The organism is Leclercia sp. LSNIH8 (assembly GCF_002920195.1).
Lineage (GTDB): Bacteria > Pseudomonadota > Gammaproteobacteria > Enterobacterales > Enterobacteriaceae > Enterobacter.
The window spans coordinates 182,972-205,066 of record NZ_PQJY01000006.1 but is presented as its reverse complement, the minus strand read 5'-3'; the positions used below and the strand labels follow the sequence as shown (position 1 = coordinate 205,066).

Annotated in this window: 26 protein-coding genes; 17 read left to right on the top strand and 9 right to left on the bottom strand. The window is 63.4% G+C overall.

All coding sequences use genetic code 11. The annotated features are described in order from the left end of the window. Nucleotides 1–175 precede the first annotated feature (175 nt). The 8 genes from C3406_RS18185 (at nt 176) to C3406_RS18140 (ending at nt 6,935) form a co-directional block, all read left to right on the top strand. A complete protein-coding gene (locus C3406_RS18185; protein WP_006379424.1) occupies nt 176–946 on the top strand; it encodes a DUF2285 domain-containing protein in 771 nt (256 codons plus the stop codon). 111 nt (nt 947–1,057) lie between these two features. Then, nucleotides 1,058–1,342: a helix-turn-helix transcriptional regulator gene (locus C3406_RS18180; protein ID WP_001247107.1), complete on the top strand. Its 285-nt coding sequence runs from the start codon at nt 1,058–1,060 to the stop codon at nt 1,340–1,342. A 50-nt stretch (nt 1,343–1,392) separates the two neighbouring features. Then, nucleotides 1,393–2,214, top strand: coding sequence for a replication initiator protein A (locus C3406_RS18175; protein ID WP_022580213.1), 822 nt, complete (start codon nt 1,393–1,395; stop codon nt 2,212–2,214). Nucleotides 2,215–2,455: 241 nt separating this feature from the next. Continuing rightward, nucleotides 2,456–3,094 carry a ParA family partition ATPase gene (gene parA, locus C3406_RS18165; RefSeq protein WP_003092312.1) on the top strand — a complete coding sequence of 213 codons (639 nt, stop codon included), beginning with the start codon at nt 2,456–2,458 and terminating at the stop codon, nt 3,092–3,094. Next, complete coding sequence (locus C3406_RS18160; protein WP_022652187.1) at nt 3,091–3,354, top strand: hypothetical protein; 264 nt, start codon at nt 3,091–3,093, stop codon at nt 3,352–3,354. The genes parA and C3406_RS18160 overlap by 4 nt, the downstream gene beginning before the upstream one ends. Beyond that, nucleotides 3,351–3,908 (top strand): DUF2840 domain-containing protein, encoded by a 558-nt coding sequence (locus C3406_RS18155; protein WP_006379346.1) that lies wholly within the window; start codon nt 3,351–3,353, stop codon nt 3,906–3,908. Before C3406_RS18160 ends, C3406_RS18155 begins: the two co-directional genes overlap by 4 nt. Further along, entirely contained in the window at nt 3,905–4,492 is a 588-nt protein-coding gene (locus C3406_RS18150; RefSeq protein WP_006379345.1) for a S26 family signal peptidase, read from the top strand. The genes C3406_RS18155 and C3406_RS18150 overlap by 4 nt, the downstream gene beginning before the upstream one ends. A gap of 448 nt (nt 4,493–4,940) precedes the next feature. Beyond that, nucleotides 4,941–6,935, top strand: coding sequence for a relaxase/mobilization nuclease and DUF3363 domain-containing protein (locus C3406_RS18140; protein WP_016487835.1), 1,995 nt, complete (start codon nt 4,941–4,943; stop codon nt 6,933–6,935). 75 nt (nt 6,936–7,010) lie between these two features. On the opposite strand, the gene C3406_RS18135 is transcribed toward C3406_RS18140, so the two are convergent. The 6 genes from C3406_RS18135 to C3406_RS26565 all read right to left on the bottom strand — a co-directional run bounded on the left by C3406_RS18135 (nt 7,011) and on the right by C3406_RS26565 (nt 11,826). Continuing rightward, nucleotides 7,011–7,616 carry an ABC-type transport auxiliary lipoprotein family protein gene (locus C3406_RS18135; RefSeq protein ID WP_223231737.1) on the bottom strand — a complete coding sequence of 202 codons (606 nt, stop codon included), beginning with the start codon at nt 7,614–7,616 and terminating at the stop codon, nt 7,011–7,013. Between the two features lie 92 nt (nt 7,617–7,708). Continuing rightward, nucleotides 7,709–8,638: an MlaD family protein gene (locus tag C3406_RS18130; protein ID WP_016487833.1), complete on the bottom strand. Its 930-nt coding sequence runs from the start codon at nt 8,636–8,638 to the stop codon at nt 7,709–7,711. 91 nt (nt 8,639–8,729) lie between these two features. After that, nucleotides 8,730–9,551 (bottom strand): ABC transporter ATP-binding protein, encoded by an 822-nt coding sequence (locus C3406_RS18125; RefSeq protein ID WP_016487832.1) that lies wholly within the window; start codon nt 9,549–9,551, stop codon nt 8,730–8,732. Further along, complete coding sequence (locus C3406_RS18120) at nt 9,548–10,705, bottom strand: MlaE family ABC transporter permease (RefSeq protein ID WP_016487831.1); 1,158 nt, start codon at nt 10,703–10,705, stop codon at nt 9,548–9,550. Before C3406_RS18120 ends, C3406_RS18125 begins: the two co-directional genes overlap by 4 nt. Continuing rightward, the gene (locus C3406_RS18115) at nt 10,702–11,322 is read right to left on the bottom strand and encodes a DUF3313 family protein (RefSeq protein ID WP_016487830.1); all 621 of its coding nucleotides are present in this window, start codon (nt 11,320–11,322) and stop codon (nt 10,702–10,704) included. The genes C3406_RS18120 and C3406_RS18115 overlap by 4 nt, the downstream gene beginning before the upstream one ends. 15 nt (nt 11,323–11,337) lie before the next feature. Then, the gene (locus tag C3406_RS26565) at nt 11,338–11,826 is read right to left on the bottom strand and encodes a TetR family transcriptional regulator (protein WP_022652185.1); all 489 of its coding nucleotides are present in this window, start codon (nt 11,824–11,826) and stop codon (nt 11,338–11,340) included. Nucleotides 11,827–11,927: 101 nt separating this feature from the next. Here C3406_RS26565 and C3406_RS18105 point away from each other — a divergent pair, with 101 nt between their 5' ends. From C3406_RS18105 to C3406_RS18090, 4 genes are all read left to right on the top strand, one after another. Beyond that, nucleotides 11,928–13,331: an efflux transporter outer membrane subunit gene (locus tag C3406_RS18105; protein WP_016487825.1), complete on the top strand. Its 1,404-nt coding sequence runs from the start codon at nt 11,928–11,930 to the stop codon at nt 13,329–13,331. Nucleotides 13,332–13,420: 89 nt separating this feature from the next. Further along, on the top strand, nt 13,421–14,326 hold the full coding sequence (locus C3406_RS18100; protein WP_006378999.1) for a LysR family transcriptional regulator: 906 nt from the start codon (nt 13,421–13,423) through the stop codon (nt 14,324–14,326). 32 nt (nt 14,327–14,358) lie between these two features. Beyond that, entirely contained in the window at nt 14,359–14,622 is a 264-nt protein-coding gene (locus C3406_RS18095) for an EexN family lipoprotein (RefSeq protein WP_016487824.1), read from the top strand. 58 nt (nt 14,623–14,680) lie between these two features. Next, on the top strand, nt 14,681–14,998 hold the full coding sequence (locus tag C3406_RS18090; protein WP_000539741.1) for a DMT family transporter: 318 nt from the start codon (nt 14,681–14,683) through the stop codon (nt 14,996–14,998). 335 nt (nt 14,999–15,333) lie between these two features. On the opposite strand, the gene C3406_RS18085 is transcribed toward C3406_RS18090, so the two are convergent. From C3406_RS18085 to C3406_RS18075, 3 genes are all read right to left on the bottom strand, one after another. Next, nucleotides 15,334–15,840: a type 1 glutamine amidotransferase family protein gene (locus tag C3406_RS18085; RefSeq protein WP_006378996.1), complete on the bottom strand. Its 507-nt coding sequence runs from the start codon at nt 15,838–15,840 to the stop codon at nt 15,334–15,336. Nucleotides 15,841–15,884: 44 nt separating this feature from the next. Next, nucleotides 15,885–16,415, bottom strand: a complete 531-nt coding sequence (locus tag C3406_RS18080) for an SRPBCC family protein (protein WP_016487823.1) — start codon at nt 16,413–16,415, stop codon at nt 15,885–15,887. A 280-nt stretch (nt 16,416–16,695) separates the two neighbouring features. Beyond that, nucleotides 16,696–17,601 carry a LysR family transcriptional regulator gene (locus tag C3406_RS18075; RefSeq protein WP_006378991.1) on the bottom strand — a complete coding sequence of 302 codons (906 nt, stop codon included), beginning with the start codon at nt 17,599–17,601 and terminating at the stop codon, nt 16,696–16,698. Between the two features lie 306 nt (nt 17,602–17,907). On the opposite strand from C3406_RS18075, the gene C3406_RS18070 reads away from it, so the two are divergent. Genes C3406_RS18070 through C3406_RS18050 form a run of 5 tightly spaced genes read left to right on the top strand, consistent with a single transcriptional unit; the run spans nt 17,908 to nt 22,093 of the window. Beyond that, nucleotides 17,908–19,905, top strand: coding sequence for a conjugal transfer protein TraG (locus tag C3406_RS18070; protein WP_016487822.1), 1,998 nt, complete (start codon nt 17,908–17,910; stop codon nt 19,903–19,905). Further along, the gene (locus C3406_RS18065; protein ID WP_006378865.1) at nt 19,902–20,378 is read left to right on the top strand and encodes a CopG family transcriptional regulator; all 477 of its coding nucleotides are present in this window, start codon (nt 19,902–19,904) and stop codon (nt 20,376–20,378) included. The genes C3406_RS18070 and C3406_RS18065 overlap by 4 nt, the downstream gene beginning before the upstream one ends. Then, nucleotides 20,375–21,454: a P-type conjugative transfer ATPase TrbB gene (gene trbB, locus C3406_RS18060; RefSeq protein ID WP_022652184.1), complete on the top strand. Its 1,080-nt coding sequence runs from the start codon at nt 20,375–20,377 to the stop codon at nt 21,452–21,454. Before C3406_RS18065 ends, trbB begins: the two co-directional genes overlap by 4 nt. Continuing rightward, nucleotides 21,441–21,827 (top strand): TrbC/VirB2 family type IV secretion system protein, encoded by a 387-nt coding sequence (locus C3406_RS18055; protein ID WP_006378803.1) that lies wholly within the window; start codon nt 21,441–21,443, stop codon nt 21,825–21,827. The genes trbB and C3406_RS18055 overlap by 14 nt, the downstream gene beginning before the upstream one ends. Further along, entirely contained in the window at nt 21,824–22,093 is a 270-nt protein-coding gene (locus C3406_RS18050; protein ID WP_006378802.1) for a VirB3 family type IV secretion system protein, read from the top strand. The genes C3406_RS18055 and C3406_RS18050 overlap by 4 nt, the downstream gene beginning before the upstream one ends. The last annotated feature ends 2 nt before the right edge of the window (nt 22,094–22,095 follow it).

The window sequence follows — 22,095 nt, the reverse complement described above, 5'->3', positions numbered from 1 at the left end:
ATTTCCGGGCGGTGCAGTCGTCGCATTTAGACGATTTCGGCAATGCACTGGAGCGAATCTGTCTTGACACCAGCAGTTAAAGCGTAACCCGAGTTTGATGACCACTTGATGGCGATTCGATAGCTCCCGCACAGCGGAATTGTGGCGACGTTCCCAGAAACAGGGAGGTTTCGCCATGACTGACCGCAGCAGCCAACACTGGTATCCCACGGCCGCGTATCTCTACACGCTGCACCTCGATGGCCCAGCGCTGGCTTGGGAGTATTTGCGCAGGAATGCAAGCTACCGGCGCGACTGGCTACGCCGGCGTCGCAAGCCAGATGCGGCGCAGGCCTGGGGCCTGCGCCTGCTGGAAGATCCCGGCCTGGATGCGCGCGATGCACATCCTGCTTGGTTCCCCGATCACGACGGCGTGGTGCAGCTATACCCCGACGCCGACCCACCACCCGATGCGCATACCTTCGAGTTCTGGCGCATTCCTGGGCGCAAGCAACTGACCCACGACGGCAAGCGCCTGGTGCTTGTATCGCATTGGCCAGGCTGCTGCGTTCGGCTCGCACTCGCACCCGACCTAGAAGATGGCTCGGCCTATCTCTACGCCACACGCGCCTGCGCCACGCCCTGTGCGCGCTACCGCACGCTCGCTGCGAAGCTGGATGCGCTATCTGCCGCAACCGTGGCCGCGCCTGTGGCAACAGCCCGCTCTCGCCCCACGCCCGCCGCGCTGCTGGAACTGCATACCTTGCAAGCGCTCGACGCGACCCTCGCGGGAGCCTCTTTGCGCGAAGTGGCCGAAGGTCTGTTCGGCGCGGATGCCGTCGCGGCCGACTGGCACAAAGACAGTGCATTGCGTGCCCGCGTGCGGCGGCTGGTACGCCGCGGCGATGAGCTGATGCACGGCGGCTACCGCCGACTAGCGCAGCTTCCAATGTTCCCGTCGCATTAGGGGGGACGTTTCTCGACCCGTGCGAATCGTCCCTTAGCAAGAAGCCTTGCTTTCTTGAGAGTGCCTCTATCCGGCCGCGTGGTGTGGCCGGGCTTGATGGAGGTACATCCCATGCGACCTGCTCCCTCGCGGCCTGCCGCCGCTGCCGTCACTGCGACCTCGCAGCCTCAACGCTACCTGACAAACGACGAAGCCGCCGACTACCTGCGGCTGTCGCCGCGCACGCTGGAGAAGCAGCGGGTGATCGGCGGCGGCCCCAAGTTCCGCAAGTTCGGCCGCCGCGTCATGTACGCGGTGTCCGACCTCGATGCCTGGGCCGACCAGCGCAGCTACGAGGCCACGTCCGATCCCGAATACGCCGAGCGCCACGCGGGCGACTACCGTGATGGCCGCTGATCGTCGGCGCGTGGGTGGCCTTCGCCATGTCCAGCCCGCCAGGGCAAGCCTTGCCGCAGCGCGAACAGCTCGATCTGTTCCGAGCGCTGCCGGGCGACATGGCGCCACGCGATTCCCAGGACTTGATGGCCTTTCCGTTCTTCTCGCTTGCCAAGTCGCGGCGCACGGCGCCGATCGACTTCCGCAGCGGGAACGTCACCATTCGCGTGGAAGGCACGCAGGAGCACGGCATCGCAACGATATGGGATGCCGACGTGCTGATATGGGCCGCCTCGCAGATCGTGGAGGCGCGCGACGCGGGCCTGCGCCCGTCGCGCTGGATACGCGCCACGCCTTACGAGATTTTGCGCTTCATCGGGCGCGGCACGTCCCTCAACGACTACCAGCGCCTGAAGGCCGCCCTCGACCGGCTGCAATCGACCACGGTGGCCACGTCCATCCGCGAAACCACGGGAAGGCGCTTGCATCGCTTCTCGTGGATCAACGAGTGGAAGGAACTCGCCGACGCCAGCGGCACCCCGCTGGGCATCGAGCTGATCTTGCCGGACTGGTTCTATGCCGGCGTGCTCGACGCCGCCCTGGTGCTGACCATCGACCCGGCCTATTTCCGCTTGAAAGGCGGTATCGAACGCTGGCTGTACCGCCTGGTGCGCAAGCATGGCGGGCGGCAGGAGCACGGCTGGCAATTCGACTTCCGACACCTGTACCGCAAATCCGGCAGCGCGGCCCGCTTCTCGGACTTCGCCTACGACGTGCGCGCCCTGGTGGCGCGGCAGTCGTTGCCCGGCTACGTCCTCGGCATCGAGCGGATGCCGGACGACAACACCGAGCTGCTGACCTTCCGGCCCGTGCCGCACGCGGCACGGGGATAACTGCGGGAGAACCTGTGGACGGCCTCGTGCTATCAGGAGTACCGGGTATCGTGCTATCAGGAGTACGACCCTCGTGCTATCAGGAGTACGAAAACGCCGGAAAGCCAACAACGGCGCGGGTTTGCGTTCCCTCTAACTTACCTAACAAGAAATACATAACTTTTAGTAGAAGCGCGCCGTTTCGGTGGACAACCACGAAATGGCACGCCCAGGCCGGCTTTCCAGCTCGGAGGGCCGCGCCATGATCTTCGCGTTTCTCAACCAGAAAGGCGGCGTCGGCAAGACCACGCTCGCCACGCACATCGCCGGCGAACTGGCGATGCGCGGCCTGCATGTCATCCTGCTGGATGCCGACCCGCAGGGGTCATCGCTCGACTGGACGCAGCGGCGTAGCCAGCAGGGCCTGCCCCGTCTGTTCAGCGCCGTGGGCCTTGCCCGCGAAACGCTGCATCAGGAAGCGCCAGAACTCGCCAGGCGGGCCGATCACATCATCATCGACGGCCCGCCGCGCATCGCCGCCCTCGCGCGCTCCGCGCTGCTGGCGGCCGAGCGCGTGCTGATCCCCGTGCAGCCCAGCCCCTACGACGTATGGGCTTCTGCCGAGATGGTCGCACTGATCCGCGAAGCACAGGTGTTCCGGCCAGCGCTACGCGCGGCCTTCGTCATCAACCGGCGCGTCAGCACCACCATCATCGGCAGGGAGGCACGGCAATCGCTGGCCGAACAGCCGCTGCCCGCGCTGCGCTCGGAGATCCACCAGCGCATCGTCTTTGCCGACAGCGTAGCCGCTGGCCGGCTCGCCCGCGAAACCGCGCCCGACAGCGCCGCTGCCCGCGAGATCGCCGCGCTCACCGACGAACTGCTGCGGTGGCCGACATGACTGGAAAGCCATCACCACGCAGCAAGCGCGTCGGCATCGGTGTACGTCCCCCAGCGAATCCGCACGCCGAAGCGTGGATTCGCCAGGGCGACGCAGATGCCTTGCAGAAAGGCGACCTCTACACCGCTCGACTGACGCTTGACATCACGCCCGCCATGCGGGCGCGCATCAAGGTGTCGGCCTTCACGCGAGGCGTGACCGTAGCCGAACTGCTGCGCAGCCTGCTGGAGCGGGAGTTTCCCCCGGAGGGCACGCCGTGAACGCATCCGCTTCGACCGCCCACACCCCCAAAGCAAGTGCGCCCACGGCTGCACCGCCGCCGGCGCCTTCGACACTCGCCGGCCAGGCCGGCAACGTGCCGCTGACGCGCGTGGCGCTGACCTACATCGAACCCCGCTTCAAGCTCTACCTGCGCTTCGGCGAACCGGCGCGCACGCTCCAGCTCGACCGCTGGCGGCGCTGCGCCGTGTTCCTGCCGAACGCGGTTCTGTGCCGCATCCGTTGGCAGGCCAACGACTACGGCACGATCCGCTGGCAGCTCATGGTGATGCAGACCGCCACGCCGCTGGACGCCGTGCAACGCATCCCCGGCGTGCAGCCGGGCGCGCGTCTGCTGTTGCACGCCGAAGGCGATGCCAACGTTCGCGCCGTGCTGGAACGCATCGACGACATCGAGGCGCTGGGCATCGCAGCCGCAGACACATCGCCCGCGTACTGGCGCACGCTCGCGAACCGGCTCGCAGCGCGCTCGGCGTTACCCACATACACCACAGAACGGCACGCCGCCTGGCTGGCAGGGAGGGCATTGCCATGACCACGATTTCCACGACCGGCCCCGTGCCGCATCCTCGCTCGCGCCTGCGCACTCGCCTCGTGCTGGCAGGCTTCGCCACCGTCGGCCTCGCTGCGCTGGCCTGGGCTGCGTTCGTGCAGCCCCTGCCGCGAATGGCCTACAACCCGTCCGACAGCGTGGCGGTCGGTTGGTATCGCATCGAACCGTTCGACCCGCGCACCGCCTCGCGGCCACGTCCGCTGTCCGTGGACAGCATCGTGCTGGTGCCGCTGCCCGACAGGGCCGCCATGCTGGCTGCGCAGCGCAGTTACCTACCGACCCGCGTTCCGCTGCTCAAACGTGTGGGCGCAGTCGCGCCACAACACGTCTGCATCGTCGCCGGCCAGGTTCGCATCGACGGCGTGCCGGTGGCCGCCGCCCTGCCTGCCGACCGGCAGGGCCGACCGCTGCCATCCTTGCAGCTTTGCCGCCGTCTCGAACCGGGCGAACTGTTCCTCTTGAGCGTGACCAACCCAGCGTCGTTCGACAGCCGCTATTTCGGGCCGGTCAGTGCATCCACCGCGATCGGCGTTGCGCATCCGATCTGGCTGGAGACACGTCCATGATGGCCGCCGATTCGCTGCACTTTGCCGCGCCTCTCATCGTGCCATCGGGCATGTCGTTCTACTGTTCGTCGCCTTGTCATCGCACGTGCAGTGCGGGTGCATTCGCACCGCACTTCGCGCTGCCTTCGGCGCAGCCGTCCAACGTGCAGGCGTCTTGCCTCGAACGCGCCTGGCCTGCGGCCATTGGCGTGTTCGCCGGCGGGCTGGCTGCTGGTGCAGCAGCGCCGCCGGGCCGCCGATGCCCGGAGCGGGAGCGAGGGGCAAAGGCGGAAGGCAAGACAAAAGGACGCGGCACCGGGCCGCGTCGAAGGCCTGTCTGCACATGGGGGTGGCGCGGCACGGAGCGGCTTTGCCGCCGTGCCGCGTGGGGCGCGAGGCCCGCGCCAATGCAGGCATGTCCGCGTGCTTCGCACGCCCGGAGACGCCGGAGCTTGCCAGGGGCGCTGCCATGACCGACCGCCGCGACGACGATTTCCGGGTGCGCCCTGGCGCGCCGAAGAACCGAGGCAAAGGCCAGGGCCAGAGCTTCGTTTCCAAGGTGCTCAAGCGGGCTGGCAAAGCCAGCGGCGGCAAGTCGGCGGTGCGCCGTCCTGTCGCTGGCGGGAGCGGCCAGCACGCGGGCCAGCGGCCCGGCTCACGGCTTGGGCGCGGCCATACGGCAGCGCGCTTCGCAGGTGCAAAGCTGACACCCATGTCACGGCGCGTGACCGTCAAGACGCTGCTGGTCAACCAGCGCAACGCCAGCCCGCAGTCGCTCGCCAAGCACCTGCGCTACATCGAGCGCGACGGTGCCGGCCGGGACGGCGAGCCGGGCCGTGCCTACGGGCCGCAGACCGACCATGCCGACCTCGATGCCTTCAAGGAACGCTGCCAGGACGACCGACACCATTTCCGTTTCATTGTTTCCCCGGAAGACGGAGCCGAGCTGGACGACCTGCGCACCTACACCCGGCACCTGATGAACCGCATGGAGGCCGACCTGGGAACGCGGCTGGATTGGGTGGCGGTCGATCACTGGAACACCGACAACCCGCACACGCACCTGATCGTGCGCGGACGCGACGATACCGGCAGAGACCTCGTCATCGCGGGCGACTACATCGCCCACGGCTTCCGCCATCGCGCCGCCGAGCTGGCGACGGAATGGCTGGGGCCGCGCACCGAACTGGAGATCCAGCAGACCTGGCAGCGCGAGGTGAAGCAAGAGCGGTGGACGAGCCTCGACCGCACGTTGCAGCGCGAGGTCGGCGAGGATGACCGGGTGCGGATCGAACGCTTCAACGAACCGACGTTGCAACGCCAGCGCCTGCTACTGATCGGCCGGCTGCAACGCTTGCAGCGGCTCGGCCTGGCCGACGAGGTGCAGCCCAGCACCTGGGCCATCCATGCCGACGCTGAGAAGACCCTGCGTGCCCTGGGCGAGCGTGGCGACATCATCCGCACCATGCAGCGCGCCATGAGCGGCCAGCCGCGCGAGCTGGCGGTATTCGAGCCGGCCGACGACGGCCGTACCCTCGTCGGCCGCGTGGCCGCCAAGGGGCTGGCCGACGAGCTGCACGACCGCGGCTATCTGGTCATCGACGGCGTGGACGGCAAGGCCCACTACGTCGCTTTGAACGCCCGCGACGAACTGGCGAGCTACCCCACCGGCGCGGTGGTGGAGGTGCGTGGTTCCGCCGAGGTACGGGCGGCGGACAAGAACATCGCCGCACTGGCGAGCGATGGCCTGTACCGTACCGATCATCACCTGGCGATCGAGCAAGGCCGAGCCAAGCCCGGCCGCGACCCGCAGGAAGTCGTCGCGGCCCACGTCCGACGGCTGGAAGCCCTGCGCCGGGCCGGCATCGTGGAGCGCGTGGCGGAAGGGCTATGGAAAGTGCCGGACGACCTATCCGAGCGTGGGCGCCAGTACGATGCGCAGCGACTGGGCGGCGTGGCCGTGGACCTGAAATCTCACCTGCCGATCGAGCGGCAGGCCCGCGTGATCGGCGCCACCTGGCTCGACCAGCAACTGATCGGCGGCGGCCGGGGATTGGGCGACCTGGGCTTTGGTGGCGATGCCAAGCAAGCCTTGCAGCAGCGCGCCGACTTCCTCGAAGAACAGGGGCTGGCCCAGCGGCGTGGGCAGCGGGTGATTCTCTCCCGGAATCTGCTGGAAACGCTGCGCAATCGGGAGCTGGCGCAGGCCGCCCAGCACATTGCCGCCGATAGTGGGTTGGAGCATCGGCACGTCACAGACGGGCAGCGCGTAGCCGGCATCTACCGGCGCTCGGTCATTCTCGCCAGCGGTCGCTATGCGCTGCTCGATGACGGCATGGGGTTCAGTCTGGTGCCTTGGCGGCCGATAATCGAGCCACGACTGGGGCAGCAGATCGCCGCGACTGTACGCGGCGGCGGTGTGTCATGGGAGGTTGGACGGCAACGAGGTCCTGGGATTGGATAGGGGCCGTAGGCTGTCGTACCGAGTTAAGGTGTCGAGCAGCGTTCTGGCCCTAGCTTCTGTGCTCCGTTAAGGCGACTAGTCTGTGCTTATCGCCGACGCTGTGGGTGCATGGTTGCTTGCCGATTCCGGTGCAACTCGCAAACGCGCTGCCCCGACCTGAACTGCCCATTCAACGATCTGCCCGGCCAACACGTCCGTCGCGACACCGAACGCGCTCACCACATCTGCCTCTCGCTTGCTGCCTGTAGCTTGGATTGCTTCGAAGCGTCTACTGGCAATAGCAGTCCGTTTGGCCGGATCGACCAGTTGCACATCGAGCCGAACCCGAACCGCGGCGATCGCTTCAGTGCCGCGGTATTCGAGCTGGAACGCCCGTAGCGTACTGCGCAACTCCATATCGGCGCTCATTGGCGTGCTATCGGTAATCACCGAAGTCGACCGCCCATCGCGCATGAAGGCTTCGACGATTCGGTCGCGTAGCAGCACCGGTGCGGGGTCGGCCCAACGCACTCCTTGCCAAGCCGACAAGCGACCATCGGGCTGCGCAATGAAAAGCCGCTCCGAATCCAGGACGCGACTACTCTCAGGGGCGTAGACGCGCAGCGCCCCAGGTCCAGGAACGGCGCGTGGCGTACTCTCCGCCTGGGCGATGTGATAGTCGGGCAGTTTGTAGGTGACCATTGGAGCTGTTTTGGGAAGCACACTGCACGCGGACAAGCCGAGTACTAGCGTCATAGTCGCGGCAGCGACGGGAATCATCCTGGCGGAAGTGTTCACGGCTTGGTTTCCTCAATGTTCTCTCCACCGAGCAGGTATTGCGCCGGATTGCGATCCAGTCGGCGCAGCACGGTGTTTAGATTGGCCAGCGCCTGCTGGAGTTCGTGCATGGCAGGGCCTGTGGCGGCCATGCCTTGGTTCAGCGATTCCTGATTGTTTTGCAGTAGCGTCTCAACCCTGAAAGCGGCGCGTTCGAGGGATGCCGTTGCATCACGCGTGTTCACCATGATTTGCTTACCATCGTTATTTAGTAGCAGGTTGGCATCGCGAAGAGTGCTATTTGCTTGGCGCACGGCAGCTGTCGATTCTCTGCTTGCTTCGGTCAGATTGCTGATTAACGTCGCGATCTCGGCCCTCTGGTCAGCGACCGCGCCCGTAGTCTGTTCGAGATTCACTAGACTGCGGTGCACAAGAGCCAAATTCTCCTTCGACAGTAACTCCTGCGTGCGCAGCAAGATGCCGTTGAGTGTCGTCATGCTGTTACCCTCGCCGGAGACCAGGGATGCCATCGCCGAACGTGGCGCGAGGATCAACGGTTCCTCGTCCTCTTTCCGATCCAGCAATGGCACGTTTGGCCCACCGTCGCTCAACTCGATCACCGCGTTGCCGGTAATTCCCGTGATGACCAATTCAGCGCGGGTATCCTGCCGGACCGGGATGGTGGCATTGATACGCACGCGCGCTATCGCCCGCCTTGGGTCAGGCGGCGAAAGAGAAAGTGCAACGACTTCGCCAATCGTGATTCCGCTGTACTGAACCTGGCTGCCGGGCGTAAGCCCGGTCACTGGCTCATCGAACATGATCCGGTAATACTGGTAATCGTGGTCGGAACGTGTGTCGCTGAGCCAGAGCGCGAAGCCGATACCAATCGCACCGAGCAGCACGACGAACAGACCAATGAATACATGATGGGCACGTGGCTCCATGATCAGACCACCTCGTTTTCAGAGTGTAAATATTGCGTGCGCCCAGCCCAATGCGTGCGCGACGGAAGAATGATGCAGATGCGGAAGGGTTTCATGGCTGCGTCTCTTGGCTGGAAGCACCAGTGGCCTGTGCGGCCGCACGGCCACGGGGGCCGTGAAAGTATTCCTGTATCCACGGGTGCTTGAATCGCTCGACTGCCTCGATGCCGTCGTTGATGAGTACCTTCTGGTTCGCCAGGACCGCGACACGGTCGCATATGGTGTACAGCGTATCGAGGTCGTGGGTTACCAGAAACACCGTGAGACCCAGTGCATTGCGCAGGGTCAGAATCAATTGGTCGAAAGATGCAGCCCCGATTGGATCCAGTCCTGCGGTGGGTTCGTCAAGAAACAGGATGTTCGCATCAAGCGCCAAGGCTCTCGCCAGTGCTGCTCGTTTCACCATGCCTCCGGACAACGAGGCCGGATATTTGTCTCCCGCTCCGGCAGGCAACCCCACCAAGCCCAGCTTGCTTCTTGCCAAACGCTCGGCAAGAGGCCGCGCCAGACCGACATGCTCGATTAAAGGAAGAGCGACGTTCTCCAAGACGGTCAGCGATGAATACAACGCGCCCTTCTGGAACAGAATGCCGAACCTTCGCTCCATACGCGCGCGTGCAAGCCATTGGGCTCGCAGTAGGTCGCGCCCCCCGATACGGACCACGCCCGAATGCGGCTTCTGCAGCCCGACGATGCTACGCAAGAGCACGGATTTCCCGGTGCCTGATCCTCCCACCACGCCAAGGATTTCCCCGCGTCGCACGTCCAGGTCCAGGTCCTGATGGACCTGCTGGGTTCCAAACCTGTTGTCTAGGCCGCGCACTTCAATAGCGTGTCGCACACCGTTGTCGGTGTCTTCCTTCACCGCGCTCACCAGCCCATCTCCATGAAGAACAGTGCAGCGATGGCATCGATCAGGATCACCATGAAGATTGATTGCACAACACTAGAAGTCGTGTGGTCGCCTACCGACTCAGCGCTACCGGCGACCTTGAACCCTTCATGGCAGCCGATAGCGGCGATCATCACCGCGAAGAGCGGGGACTTGCTCATTCCGACAAGAAAATGGCGCACCTCGATTTTTTCCTGCACGATGGCAAGGAACTGTGCAGGAGGAATCTCCAAGCTCAGTGCGCATACAGTGGCGCCGCCCACAATGCCAGCCAAGATGCCTACTAATGTGAGCAGTGGCAAGGACACAAGAAGCGCCAGCACGCGTGGCAGCACCAGCAACTCGATGGGGTCGAGCGCGTTGGAGCGAAGCGCATCGATCTCTTCATTTGCCTTCATCGAACCGATTTGGGCGGTATACGCGCTTGCGGTACGGCCTGCAATCAATATGGCCGGGAGCAGCACTCCGAACTCGCGCATGAACGAGAAGGCGACCAGATGCACCGAGAAGATGCTCGCACCGAAGTTGGCCAGCACCGTTGCGCCCAGGAACGCCACCACCATTCCTACCATGAAGCTCAGTAGCGCCACGATGGGAATGGCGTCCACCGCTGACCGCTGGATTTGAGCGATCACCGAGGTCGTGCGCCAGCGACGCGGGTGACGAACGGTACGGCTCCATGTTTCGATGATCTGACCCACGAACCCGGCCAGACCAAGACACGCACGACAGCCCTGTTCCACGGTCAGGCCTATGCGTCCCAGACCGCGGAGCAGAGGATTCCCGCTCACCGCTGCTTTGTCCGTCTTCTGCTGAGCGGTAGCAGCGGCGGCAAGCGCTTTCATTAGGGCGAGGCGATCCGGGGACAGATTTGGAGCTGCCTCCGGCCGGTCGAGTATCGAGTCTGGCCCGAGAATTTCCACCAGCAGAGCCGCGCCGGCGGTGTCCAGTCTCTGGACTTGCGTCCAGTCGAGCAAGGGAGTGGCGTACCCCTCGGCATGGCTGATGCGGGCGGCGGACACGGATTTTGCCAGACTGGCGTAGTGCTCTATCGTCCAGTCGCCACCCGCCAGCCATTTGTGATCACCGCCGACCATGGCATCCTGCCGGAGCCAAGCCTGTGAAGCGTTGCTCATGGCTGCGTGTCCCGCCAAGCGCTGTCGATGCGCTCGATGCAGTTCGTGATCGCCGCTTTGGCATGACCCAGCAATGTGTACGAACCGGCGAACTCTTTAATGACGTTGCCGCGCTCGAAGCAACTGGCGGCAGCAACGCGTCGTCCCGTACTTACATCGACTGCTTCGAACTCTAGGCTGGCACCGCCCGTCGTCACGGGTCCAACCAGCAGGGTCGTCATTGCATTGACTGCCCGATTCGGTGTCTGCAGTTCGGTGACCGCTACACGCACCCGAACCTGTCCCGTGCCACCTGGGGTGGCGGGACTTTTGCCTTCCTGGCGTTTCAGTTCGCTCGTCACATGGTCTAGCACTTCACGCTGCTGCGCGTCATCGAGCCCATCGATGCGACCCGAGGCGGTCTTGATCTGCGCATCTTCCACCACGACAGCGGCATAACGCTTGGGCTCGAATCCCGCTGCGCGGTACATCAGTACGTTCTCGTATCGTGTCGGCGATAACTTCTCGTAGTCGCCGAGAAATCCGGAGCGCGTCATGCTGTTGGTCGCGCATCCAGAGAGCGCGGCTGCTACGCAAAAAAAAATGCCGCCGCGGATCAATGCAGTTTTGCTCTTCATAATGGGTCTCCTTGATCAAACGAAACTAAGACAGGCAATGCCTGCTGCGATGAGGGCGGTGCCAGACCAGCGCGTCACTGATGCGAGATCGCCTAGCAAGAGGGCGCCGATACCCAAGTTTCCAAGTAGCCCGATTCCTGCCCAGGCTGCAGAGGCCGCGCTGATCGGAATCCGCTTGAGCGCGAGCCACAAATCTCCGGCAAACCTGCGCTCGTGATTGGCTTGTACCGCGTCGAACGCCCGGATCATCTCGTCGATCAGTGTCACGAACAAATCGCGTTTGGTCTTGAAATGATAGAGAAACGCCCCTTTGCTCAACCCGGCCCGCACGACGACGGCGTCCAGCGTCAGACGACTGGCGCCTTCCTCCAGCACCAGTTCGCGAGCGGCCTGCAGGATGCGCTCGCGAGTTAGCTGGGCTCCTTGCTGGAGAACGGGCTGCGCATCGGTGCTGCTATGGGCGGTGGACGGGGGGGGCAACTTTGTTTTCGCGCGAGGCGGCATGGTCGTGCTCCAAAAAAAGCTTGAGTCATATACAGTCCAGTCGGTATAGTAGAAGGCGTAAAACAGTCCGTCAAGACTTTTTCGGAATGCAAGGACCTGCCATGTCTCAAATTCTTGAACGCTATCGCCTCATGGCCATGATTTCGCCGCTAATGCTTCTTGCGGCTTGCAGCCATGCTCCGCACTCTGCCGATCCGCCTCGCCTGGATGTACCGGCCCATTTCTCAAATGAAGAGGGAGGTGAAGGCATCCTGGACAAATCATCCCGCCGTACTCTTCCCGTCGACTGGTGGACGGCCTACGGCGATCCACAGCTCAATGTCCTAGTCCGGGCGGCGCTGGAGCGCAACACCGAACTGTCGATTGCGCGCGCGCGCGTCGACGAGGCCTCGGCCGCCACGCGGCGAGCACGGGCCTCCCTGCTCCCCTCGTTGTCCGCGGGCACGCAGGCAACTCGAGGACGCGACTATTCAGAGAACGTTGCGATCGGCAATGATGGCCGCGCCACGTTGTCTGCATCGTGGGAGGCAGACCTGTCGGGGCGGCTTTCGCAGGCAGCAGAAGGTGCGCGCCTGGATGCGGTGGCAGCCGAACAAGCGTGGGTTGCCACGCGTTGGCAGGTCGCGTTTGAAACAGTGTCGGCGGCTGTGCAGCAGCGCCAAGCCAGTGAACTCGAAGCGCTCGCCACGGCGCGGCTGGCATCCGCCGAGCGACTCGTCTTGCTGACACAACGGAAGTTCGAGGCCGGACAAGCTACCGGCTTCGACATCGAGCGAACCCGCTCCGGCGTCGTCGCACTGCGTGTGGAGCAAGAGCAACTTCGGCGTGCGCGCGGCGAGGCGACGCATGCACTTGATGTACTAGCGGGACAAACGCCCGGAGCGTCTGCAGCTTCTCCGACTCTTGCTTCACTCGCCGCCCCCAATTGGACACCGACACGCATACCTGCGGACCTGCTGAGTGAGCGGCCCGACGTGCGCGCCGCCGAAGCGAAGTTCGCAGCCGAAACCGCGCGCTGGAACGCAGCCGAAGGCGAACGCTTCCCTAAGCTGGTGTTGGACCTGAGCGGCGGACGGCAGCGCGTTGAGAGTGCGGGGACGCGCATTACCGGCAACATTTTTTCACTTGGGGCCGGGGTTTCGTTGCCGATCTTCGATGGTGGCGCGATCCGTGCCGGCATCGAGACCGGAGAGGCGCGCAGCCGAGCTGCGCGCGCGGAGTTCGAGCGCACTTTGTTGAGTGCATTGCAGGACGTAGAGAACGCATACCTCGGTTGGCATACGCAGCACGCCGCACTGGAGCATCAGACCGAGGGGGTCGCAGTCGCGGAGCGTCAGCTCGATCGCAGCCGCCGTCTGTTTGAGGCGGGACAAGTGGACGCCACGGTGGTGGCCGAGGCTGAGGCGGGGGTGATGTCAGCGCAGGCTTCGCTGATCCGCACGCGGGCCGAGACAGCCGTGCAATGGGGTGTGCTGGCAAAAGCACTATCCGGCCCACCTGTTTGATCGGGGAAGCTTGCTGGAGCAGCTTGCGAAGGCTAGATAGCGTGGCGCAAGGCGAAGGTGGTGAGGCCTAAGTGAGGAGGAATGCGAACATGGAAATTCGGCATCTGCGCTACTTTCTAGCGGTGGCAGAGGAACTGCACTTTGCCCGAGCCGCAGAGCGCCTCCACATCGAGACATCGCCGCTGTCGCGCGCCATCAAAGAGCTTGAAGAGGAGTTGGGCGTAGCGCTATTTGCGAGAACCACTCGGAGCACCCGCTTGACTCGTGCAGGCAGACTCTTCTTTGAGAGCGTACCCCGTGTCTTCGCAGCTTTGCAGCAGGCGCGCGACAGTGTGAACGCCGCAGCCAATGGCTTTCATTGCCAGCTCCGTATTGCATTGTCTGATGGAATCACGCCATCGCGCCTGCCTGCGTTGTTGGCGCTCTGCCGGCAGGAAGAGCCGGAAGTGGAAGTTCGCTTCTTCGAAGTGCCTTTGTCACAGCAAATCAAGGGATTGTGTGGCGAACTGTACGATCTCGGCTTCGCTCAATCGGATGAAGTCGGCGAAGGCATCATCGCCGTGCCGGTGTGGAGTGACCCTCTGATGGTAGCTGTGCCCGCACGGCACCCCTTGCTATCCCACAAACAGATTCCCCTGGAAGAGCTGTTGCGGTATCCGCTGGTGCTCTGCGACGCGGTGGCGTGTGAGGGCCATGCTCGGCAAGTTGAACGGGTGCTACGTCGCGTGGACATTGAGCCTCTAATTGCCGAACGCGTGACTTCCAGCGATCTAATGATGGTCCTGGTTTCGGCGGGACTTGCACTAGGCCTCACAGGAGGTGCGCATATTACTGCCAGCAGGGAACAGGGTGTGGTCGCACGGCCGCTGACTGGAGGTTCGCCCATGCTCACGACCTATCTGCTACGACCGGCCAGCGAGCCGTCAGAAATACTGACTCGCTTCATGGAACGCGTTCATTCGATCAAATCTCCAGACGCCAAAAGTCGGCGGTAAACCATCACACAATCTCCCAAGGAAACTTAACCATGAAGAAGATTGCTCTCATATTGCTTTCCTCGACACTGGCAGCCTGCAGCCCATCCGGGAAACCAGATAAAGGCAACCTTCCGACGGTCGATGAATTAGCGCTCAATCCTGAGCGGCTGAAAAAGTTGCGCCAGCAATGCAAGTTGGATCGTCCTATGCTGGGCGACCAACTATGTAACCGGGTTGCCGAGGCTACGCGAAAGCGCTTTTACGAAGATGGCGATGTGCCCTACACCACACCTAAAGAGCCGCCGAAGTTCTAAGCTGGTGGTCACGCTGGAGTATGTATGCCGGATATGAAAAACTTGAAGGAGAATTGCAATGGGCTGGATCTATCTTGTTTTGGCTGGATTGTTTGAAATCGGATGGCCGGTCGGGCTGAAAATGGCGCAAGAGCCAACATCGCGTTGGAGTGGGGTCGCAGTAGCCGTCTCTTTCATGACAATTAGCGGCGCCTTCCTATGGCTTGCTCAGCGTCAGATACCGATTGGGACTGCTTATGCGGTGTGGACGGGTATCGGAGCGGCGGGAACGTTCTTAGTCGGAATTCATTTCTATGGCGACCCAACCTCCCTGATGCGATACCTTGGCGTGGCGCTGATCATCCTGGGCGTTATCACGCTCAAGTTATCGAGTTGAGTACTAGCTCCTTTGATAGCGTAGTCACTGGGACACCCTGCGACACAGACTGGATCGGGTTCTGGGAACTCGCACGGTCACCTCCTCCTAGTCGTTATATGTGGTGAGCTTGCCGCAGCCTCGGGAGAGTTCGAGCCAGTGCGCGTAAGGCGGTGGAGCAGCCATTCCGGGTGCTCCACCTTCAGCTCCTGCAAAGGTGGAGAAAGAGTGTGGGTTGGCTAGCATGGCGCGGCCAAGAATCACCAAACCCATCTACCTGCCAGCGATCACGTGCTCGGCCATTCGCGGATCGTCGATGCCCCAACTCACTGCCACAGGTAGCCCAGTCTCGCGGCTCATGCGTTTGGCAAAGGGGCTGACGCGACGGCCGGCAACCAGCGGCTGGCCATTCGCTTCCTTGACATTAACCAGTCCGGCTCGGCCGTGGCAGGCCGCCGCGACCACCCTGCCGTCAGCCCAAGCGCCCGACAGCAGATTGACGAGCGCCCCGCTCCGGGTAAGTCCCACATGGTGCCATGGCCGCCGGGCAGGAACATCACCGCACCCCCTTCCGGGGCGATGCTGTCGATCTTCAGCGAGCCTTCGAGCTTGTCCATCGACACCTTGTCATCGAGGAAGCATTCCACGCTCGGCGGGTTCATGCCTTCGCTCGCTATGGAATGAGGATCCACCGGAATCTCGCCGCCGGCGATTGACGCAATATCCACATTGGCACCTGCATCGACCAAGGCGTAGTACGGGGTGGACTGTTCCTCGAACCACACGCCGGTCAGGCGCGGGTCGTCGCCCATCGTTGCCTGCGAAGTCAAAACCAGCAGAATCTCGAGGGGAGTTCCCATCATGGTTTTCTCAGTTCAGACGCTTGGGATCAAGCGGCCAGCGACCATTACGCCTGCTTGGCTTTGCGCGCTGTCTCGACCAAGCTGTCGAGCCAGTCCTGATGGCCGTTGATCATCGGGTTGGGTTTGGCGTTGTGCAGCTCCTCGGCCGGCTTGCCCTTCTGCGTTTCCTGCGTGAGGATGCGCACGCGCCCGCCGTCCAGGTTCTCGACCAGCCAGGCGTGATGCACATCCAGGCGCGTATCTGTGCCTTCCTCGCCGGACCAGCCGTGCCAGGCCACGCGGCCGGGTTGCCCATCCGCAGGTGCCACGTACTCGTTGCACTGCCCCTCTACCGGGAAGCCGAAGGTCTCGAAATAAAATCGATCGCCGTCGGCCAGTACCGGGCCTTTGCCGCCATGAAAGCGCACGTTAGCCGAGTTGGCGTAGTAGCTTGGCCACAGCGATGGTGTGACGAGTAGCGGCCATACGTCGGCCGCGCTCAAGCCGGCGGCGATGATCTCATTAGAGGCGAAATTCTCAGTAAAGCCCGGCGTGTAGCCTTCGGGCCAGAGGATGGCGTTCTGTTGCTTGCTCATATCGAAGCTCCTTCACAAAATGTCAATGACGCAACAGGGGTGGCTGCGTCATTCAAGTGGTCATAGAGCAATCATGAGCCTCCCTGTGAAATAAGTGAAATCCTAATTTTTTATTTTTGAAATCATATAATTTGATATCAGCGTCTAGGTTCTGCCATCCGCCGACAAGGCTATCTCGCAGCGGTGCTACGAAAGGGTCCGTCTCCAATTGAGCCGGCTGATTGCATATTTGTAGTGCGAGGCAGAGTTGTGCTGAGCATGACGATGAGAGCCATCTTGCCTACTTGTTGTTAGCACAGGAAGTGAACAGCAGTGCTCGTATCCAGCGATGTGCTGGATCGTGATGGGTGCGTTCGTGCCAAGCAGCCGTCTTGGTGAACCCCGGTATCTTCATCGGCGGCAGGGAGATAGCCAGCTTGTCCATACCGGCGACCAAGCGGCTCGGCAAGATCGCGACCATGTCACTGGCACGCAGGATGTCTGGCAAGATCAGAAAGCTCTTGACCGACAGTGTGACGCTTCGTTGTTTGCCCAACTGTTCTAGCGCATCGTCGGTGACGCCGCGGAAACCTCCACCATCGTAGGAAACAAGCGCATGGTCGAGAGCACAGAACTGCTTAACTGTCAGCTTGCGCCCCATAGCCGCTGGATGGTCTTCCCGCAGGACACACACGTAGTGCTCCTTGAATAGCTCTCGGGCATGCAGATTTGGCGGAGTGATCTCTGGCGTCAGGAGGGCTAGATCGATTTGACCGCGCTCAAGCTGGTTCTGTAGCAGTCCGCTCTCGACTGGCACTAATGAGACTCGAACGCGCGGTGCGTGCTGTTTGAGTGCCGATAGAAATGGGACAGCAATGGCACGCAGCGCATAGTCCGTCGCGGCGATGGAGAAGGTCAGTTGTGCGGTGGCCGGGTCGAAAGAAGGTGGCTGGAGCAGCGCGTCGATTTCCGCTAGCACCTGTTTGACAGATATCCCTATGTCTAGCGCCCGCTGCGTCGGAACGATGCCCCGCTGCGCACGCGCGAACAGCGGGTCGCCGAAGCTTTCACGCAGCCGCGCAAGCATGCCGCTCAAGGCCGGTTGGGTTAGTCCAAGACGTGCTGCCGCCCGTGTCACGTTGCGTTCGTCCAACAATACGTCCAGCGCCTTGAGTAAGTTGAGATCCATGCTCTTGATATCTTTCATTCTTATCCAGATTTCAATAAATAATTCTTTCCCATGATATCTAGATTCTGCTCATGAGGGGAGCGAGACCCAGCGAGAATTTTTTTCTGGGCAACCTCTTGGAAACTCCAAATGCGCCATAGGGTGCTTTAGTTTGCGGCGTTTGTCTTCGACTCGCCCCGCCGCTCATTCTTTCTTTTCCCTCGACCGTTGTGCTCAAAACGGTCTTTGACGGGCACCCACGCGGCACCGATCCTCGCTCTATGCGGCACGTTCCTGTGCCGCTTTTGAACGAGGAATCAGTGCAGGGAAATCGGAGGCCAGTCAATGCAAGCTCAGGGCGTACTGTTCGGGCAGATCGCCGCCGTATTCGGCATCGTGATCGCCGGCGTGTGGGGTGCAACGCAATGGACAGCCGCCGCCCTGGGCTATCAACTACGCCTTGGCTCGCCATGGTTCGACTTCTTTGGAACCCCGGTCTATCACCCTTGGCGGCTGTTCGAGTGGTGGTTCTTCTTTGATGCCTACGCGCCGCACGTCTTCGATATCGGCGGGGCCATCGCGGGTGGAAGTGGTCTGGTGGCCGTGGTGGTCGCCATCGCCATGTCGGTGTGGCGCTCGCGGCAAGCGCGCCTTGTCACCACCTACGGTTCGGCACGCTGGGCCGATGCGGAAGACATACGCAAAGCTGGGCTGATCCAGCCCGACGGGGTTTTCCTCGGGCTGCATCGCGGCCAGTACCTCCGCCATGAAGGCCCGGAACACGTCCTGACCTTCGCACCAACGCGCTCGGGCAAGGGTGTGGGCCTGGTCGTTCCCACCTTGTTGAGTTGGCCCGCATCCGTCGTCGTTCACGACATCAAAGGCGAGAACTGGACGCTCACCGCAGGCTGGCGTTCGCGGTTTAGCCACTGCCTCCTGTTCAACCCCACGGATGCGCAGTCGGCAGCCTACAACCCGCTGCTGGAAGTGAGGCGCGGCGCGCACGAAGTGCGCGACGTGCAGAACGTGGCCGACATTCTTGTCGATCCCGATGGCGCACTCGAACGCCGGAACCATTGGGAAAAGACCAGTCACGCGCTGTTGGTCGGCGCCATCCTGCATGTGCTGTACGCAGGCGAGGACAAGACGCTGCGCGGCGTCGCCAACTTCCTCAGCGACCCGGCGTGTCCGTTCGAGCTGACGCTGCACCGGATGATGACGACGAAGCACCTGGGCGATGCGCCTCACCCGGTTGTCGCATCCGCTGCCCGCGAAGTGCTTAACAAGTCGGACAACGAGCGATCGGGCGTGCTCTCCACCGCCATGTCGTTTCTCGGCCTGTACCGCGACCCGACCGTGGCCGAAGTCACATCGCGCTGCGATTGGCGCATCGCCGACCTGATTTCCGCCGAGCACCCGGTATCGCTCTATCTGGTGGTGCCGCCCTCCGACATAAGCCGCACCAAGCCGCTGATCCGGCTCATCTTGAACCAGATCGGGCGGCGGCTGACCGAATCGCTCGACGGCAGCGATGGCATCGCGCGCCGGCACAAGCTGCTGCTGATGCTGGACGAGTTTCCGGCGCTGGGCCGCCTCGATTTTTTCGAGTCCGCGCTTGCCTTCATGGCCGGGTACGGCATCCGCAGCTTTCTCATCGCTCAAAGCCTGAACCAGATCGACAAGGCGTATGGGCAGAACCATTCCATCCTCGACAACTGCCATGTCCGGGTGACTTTCGCCACCAACGACGAAAGGACGGCGAAAAGGATTTCAGAAACCCTCGGCACCGCCACCGAGCTTCGCGCGCAGCGCAACTACGCCGGCCACCGGCTCGCTCCGTGGCTGGGGCACCTGATGGTGTCGCGTCAGGAAACTGCACGGCCGCTGTTGACGCCCGGCGAGGTGATGCAGCTTCCACCTGATGACGCCGTGGTCATGGTGTCCAGCGTCGCCCCGATCCGCGCGAAGAAGCTGCGCTACTACGCCGACGCCAATTTCAAGAATCGCGTCCTGCCACCGCCCGCGCTCGTAGCCGGGAGGTACGCCGACGCGCCGCCAGCCCGCCCCGACGACTGGAGCGGCTTGGCGATCCCGGCCGTACCTGCGGCGCCGGCCTCGGCATCCGCCGATGGCCTGGGCGGCACCGATGACGGCGGCCCACGCCGCCAGCCCGAACTCTCCGAAACCGTCGCCTACGACCCCGAGCCGGACGCACATGCGAACGACCTGGCGCTGCTCGATGACGACGACCTGGCGCTGCCGCTTCCCGGCCAGCTCGACCCGGCCATGCAGCGCACGGCCCGGCTGGCTTCCCTCGACCCCAACGACGGAATCGACCTATGAGCCAATACCGCCTCAATCTTTTCATCCAGCCCGAGCACGCCCAGCGCCTGGACGAACTGGCCGCCAAGAAAGGCGTGTCCAAGTCGTCCATCGTCGCAGCGGCCTTGGCGTCCTGGCTGTCGCCCGATGCTGGCGACCAGCGCGAGGCCGCCATTGCCAAGCGGTTGGATCGACTGTCGCGGCAGACCGAACGCCTGGAGCGCGACCAGAACATCCAGATCGAAACGCTGGCGCTGTTCATCCGCTACTTCCTGACCGTCAGCACGCCGGTGCCCGAAGCCCATCAGGATGCGGCACGCGCCCAGGGCAAGGTGCGCTTCGAGCAGTTCGTCGAACAGTTGGGTCGCCACCTTCTGCGTGGCCGCAGTCTGGTGCGCGACGTGGTGGAGGAACTGCACCCCGATCCGATGCAGATGGATGACGCAGCAGCGATGGCCTCCGCCCATGAACGAACTGCGGAGCGTGCGTCATGAGTGCCGTTCCACAGATCCAGCCCGAACCTCGCTCATCCGCAGCAGCGTCCCAGGATCGCCGCATCCAGATGCTGCGCACTGCAATGGGGCCGCTGATCGCCGCTGCGCTCGAAGACCCGGATGTGGTGGAAATCATGCTCAACCCCGATCGCACCCTGTGGGTGGATCGGCTGTCGTCGGGTCGCTCGCCGCTGGGCGTGGAGATGCCCGAGGCCGATGGTGAACGCATCATCCGCCTGGTCGCCGCGCATGTCGGCGCGGAGGTGCATCGCGGCCAGCCGCTCTTGACCGCCGAGTTGCCGGAAACCGGCGAGCGTTTCGAGGGCATCCTGCCTCCGGCCGCCCCGGGGCCAGCCTTCGCGCTACGCAAGCGGGCCGTGAGCATCATCGGCCTGGATCGCTACGTGGCCGACGGCATCCTGACCGCCGGGCAGGCCGAGTTCCTGCGCCGCGCCGTGCGCGAGCGGCAGAACATCCTAATCGCCGGCGGCACCAGCACCGGCAAGACCACGCTGGCGAACGCGCTGCTGGCCGAGATCGCCGCCACAGGCGACCGCGTGCTGGTGCTCGAAGACACCATCGAGCTGCAATGCGCGGCCCGCGACCATGTGCCGCTGCGCACCCGCGCCGGCGTCGTCACCATGACCGAGCTGGTGCGGGCCACGATGCGCCTGCGGCCTGACCGCGTGATCGTCGGCGAGGTGCGCGGCGGCGAAGCCCTCGACCTCATCAAAGTGTGGGGCACCGGCCACCCCGGCGGCATTGCGACCATCCATGCCGGCTCCGCGCTGGGCGCGTTGCTGCGCCTCGAACAGTTGATTCTCGAAGTCGCTGTGAATCCGCCGCGGGCGCTGATCGCCGAGGCGGTCAACGTCGTCATCAACATCGCCGGACGCGGCCGCAAGCGCCACGTCGAAACCATCGCCCGTGTCGTCGGCTTCGACGGCACCGGCTATCGCCTGGCGGACGCACTGGAAACGCCGTTTCCCGAGCTGACGCCGGTTCCTCTCGCAGCCGACGCCGCTGCACATTCCCGTCCCCCAACCAACTTGGAGAACTGCCATGACGCACGTTGATTCTTTCCGCTTTTCCGTAAATCCGCTTCCTCGCCTGTCCGGCCTGGCGCGGCTGCGCAGCCTCACCCGCCCTGCGAGGCAGGGGCTGCTGCTGGCCGCGCTGCTGCTGTTGCTGGCCGGAACGGCGCAAGCCGCCGGTTCCTCGATGCCGTGGGAGGGGCCCTTGCAGTCGATTCTGGAGTCGATCCAGGGGCCGGTGGCACGCATCGTCGCGGTCATCATCATCATCGCCACGGGCCTGGCGCTGGCCTTCGGCGACACCAGCGGCGGCTTTCGCAAGCTGATCCAGATCGTGTTCGGGTTGAGCATCGCGTTCGCCGCTTCCTCGTTCTTCCTGTCGTTCTTCTCGTTCTCCGGCGGGGCCGTCGTATGAGTACGGCCAGCGACCTTCCAGGCTTCGAGGTGCCGCTGCATCGCTCGCTGACCGAGCCAATCCTGCTGGGCGGCGCGCCGCGCACCGTGGCAATTGCCAACGGCACGCTGGCCGCCGCCGTCGGGCTGGGCCTGCAACTGTGGATTCCCGGCGTGGTGCTCTGGATCGTCGGCCACTCGCTGGCCGTATGGGGTGCGCGCGTCGATCCGCAGTTCATGCAGGTCTTCGCGCGGCATATCAAACACCGCCCGCTTCTGGACGTGTGAGG

Coding starts and splice junctions, on each gene's coding strand:
- C3406_RS18115 (WP_016487830.1), bottom strand. CDS start 11,322: ATGAAGAGCAAAACTGCATTGATCCGCGGCGGCATTTTTTTTTGCGTA.
- C3406_RS18075 (WP_006378991.1), bottom strand. CDS start 17,601: ATGAAAGATATCAAGAGCATGGATCTCAACTTACTCAAGGCGCTGGAC.
- C3406_RS18055 (WP_006378803.1), top strand. CDS start 21,441: ATGACGCACGTTGATTCTTTCCGCTTTTCCGTAAATCCGCTTCCTCGC.
- C3406_RS18180 (WP_001247107.1), top strand. CDS start 1,058: ATGCGACCTGCTCCCTCGCGGCCTGCCGCCGCTGCCGTCACTGCGACC.
- C3406_RS18185 (WP_006379424.1), top strand. CDS start 176: ATGACTGACCGCAGCAGCCAACACTGGTATCCCACGGCCGCGTATCTC.
- C3406_RS18160 (WP_022652187.1), top strand. CDS start 3,091: ATGACTGGAAAGCCATCACCACGCAGCAAGCGCGTCGGCATCGGTGTA.
- C3406_RS18095 (WP_016487824.1), top strand. CDS start 14,359: ATGAAGAAGATTGCTCTCATATTGCTTTCCTCGACACTGGCAGCCTGC.
- C3406_RS18080 (WP_016487823.1), bottom strand. CDS start 16,415: ATGAGCAAGCAACAGAACGCCATCCTCTGGCCCGAAGGCTACACGCCG.
- C3406_RS18120 (WP_016487831.1), bottom strand. CDS start 10,705: ATGAGCAACGCTTCACAGGCTTGGCTCCGGCAGGATGCCATGGTCGGC.
- C3406_RS18135 (WP_223231737.1), bottom strand. CDS start 7,616: ATGGTCACCTACAAACTGCCCGACTATCACATCGCCCAGGCGGAGAGT.
- C3406_RS18100 (WP_006378999.1), top strand. CDS start 13,421: ATGGAAATTCGGCATCTGCGCTACTTTCTAGCGGTGGCAGAGGAACTG.
- C3406_RS18085 (WP_006378996.1), bottom strand. CDS start 15,840: ATGATGGGAACTCCCCTCGAGATTCTGCTGGTTTTGACTTCGCAGGCA.
- C3406_RS18070 (WP_016487822.1), top strand. CDS start 17,908: ATGCAAGCTCAGGGCGTACTGTTCGGGCAGATCGCCGCCGTATTCGGC.
- C3406_RS18105 (WP_016487825.1), top strand. CDS start 11,928: ATGTCTCAAATTCTTGAACGCTATCGCCTCATGGCCATGATTTCGCCG.
- C3406_RS18130 (WP_016487833.1), bottom strand. CDS start 8,638: ATGGAGCCACGTGCCCATCATGTATTCATTGGTCTGTTCGTCGTGCTG.
- C3406_RS18065 (WP_006378865.1), top strand. CDS start 19,902: ATGAGCCAATACCGCCTCAATCTTTTCATCCAGCCCGAGCACGCCCAG.
- C3406_RS18090 (WP_000539741.1), top strand. CDS start 14,681: ATGGGCTGGATCTATCTTGTTTTGGCTGGATTGTTTGAAATCGGATGG.
- parA (WP_003092312.1), top strand. CDS start 2,456: ATGATCTTCGCGTTTCTCAACCAGAAAGGCGGCGTCGGCAAGACCACG.
- C3406_RS18150 (WP_006379345.1), top strand. CDS start 3,905: ATGACCACGATTTCCACGACCGGCCCCGTGCCGCATCCTCGCTCGCGC.
- trbB (WP_022652184.1), top strand. CDS start 20,375: ATGAGTGCCGTTCCACAGATCCAGCCCGAACCTCGCTCATCCGCAGCA.
- C3406_RS26565 (WP_022652185.1), bottom strand. CDS start 11,826: ATGCCGCCTCGCGCGAAAACAAAGTTGCCCCCCCCGTCCACCGCCCAT.
- C3406_RS18140 (WP_016487835.1), top strand. CDS start 4,941: ATGACCGACCGCCGCGACGACGATTTCCGGGTGCGCCCTGGCGCGCCG.
- C3406_RS18050 (WP_006378802.1), top strand. CDS start 21,824: ATGAGTACGGCCAGCGACCTTCCAGGCTTCGAGGTGCCGCTGCATCGC.